The 1,216-nt window shown below is 68.5% G+C and carries 2 protein-coding genes; both read right to left on the bottom strand.

Annotated elements, in window-relative coordinates; genetic code table 11:
• Positions 1-1,048, bottom strand: a 1,048-nt coding sequence (locus tag AC1DU6_RS31895; RefSeq protein ID WP_477862203.1) for a sigma-54-dependent transcriptional regulator, incomplete at its 3' end; no start/stop codon positions are given.
• Positions 1,045-1,216 (bottom strand): ATP-binding protein (locus tag AC1DU6_RS31890; protein ID WP_477862205.1); only part of this gene is annotated, 172 nt, incomplete at its 5' end. The genes AC1DU6_RS31890 and AC1DU6_RS31895, both read right to left, overlap by 4 nt.

Genomic DNA, 1,216 nt, shown 5'->3' with positions numbered 1-1,216 from the left:
CCGTCAGTCGTGGCGCTGGTGACACGCCAGCGTCCTGGGCGATGCGGGTCAGCACCCGGGTGCTGATCAGGCCCAGGTCCTCCAGGCGCTCGCGCAGCGGCGGCACGCGGATCTGGATGACGTTGAGGCGGTAGAACAAGTCCTGGCGGAAGCGCCCCGCCGCCACCTCGGCGGACAGATCCTTGTGCGTCGCGCTGAGGATGCGCACATTGATCGGCGTCTCGGCGGTGGCGCCGACCGGCCGCACCGAACGCTCCTGAATGACGCGCAGCAGCTTGCTTTGCATCGCCAGGGGCAGGTCGCCGATCTCATCGAGGAAGAGCGTGCCGCCATCCGCCGCCTGGAAGAAGCCCTCGCGGTCCTCGTTGGCACCGGTGAACGCGYCCTTGCGGTAGCCGAAGAACTCGGCCTCCAGCAGGTTCTCGGGAATGGCGCCGCAGTTGACGGCGATGAAGCCCTGCCCGGCGCGCACGCCGTGGTCGTGGATGGCCCGCGCCACCAGCTCCTTGCCGGTCCCGGATTCACCCTGCACCAGCACCGGCGCCATGCTGCGCGCCACCTTGTCGATCAGCGAGCGAACCGCGCGGATGGCCGGTGATTCACCCACCAAGCGCAGCGCCGACGCCGGCATTGCCACGCTTTTTTCTTGCGCCGCCGGGCTGGGATCGGGCGCCACGCGGCCCAGTGCCGAACCGACGACGAGGCGGAACTGGCGCAGGTCCACCGGCTTGGTCAGGTAGTCGTAGGCGCCGGCCTTCAAGGCCTCCACCGCGTTCTCGGCCGAGCCGAACGCCGTGATGACGATGGCCTTCTCGGGTCGGCCGGCCTGCTCCAGCCAGCGCAGCAATGCCAGGCCCGAGCCGTCGGGCAGCTTCATGTCGGTGATGACGGCGCTGTAGGTCTGGGCCTGCAGATGCGCCAGCGCCTCTGCCACCGTGCCCGCACTGTCGATCTCATAGCCTTCACGCAGCAGCGTCAGCTCGTAGAGCGTGCGCAGATCGGGCTCGTCGTCGACGACCAGCAGGCGCGGGAGCGTGGCAGTAGTCATGCAGAGGATGCAGATGAGGGCGTGCGCAGTCGAACGCAGAACTCGTTGGCCGCCGCGTCAGTGGCGCGGCGATAGTCGATGCGGGCGCCATGACGCTCGCACAGTTCACGGCAAATGTAGAGGCCCAGGCCCGAACCGCGGCTGCGTGTCGAGAAGAAAGGCTCGAAC

This window comes from Roseateles sp. P5_B10, assembly GCF_056400485.1.
Note: the sequence above shows the minus strand (reverse complement) of the source record. Positions and strands in the feature narration are given on the sequence as shown.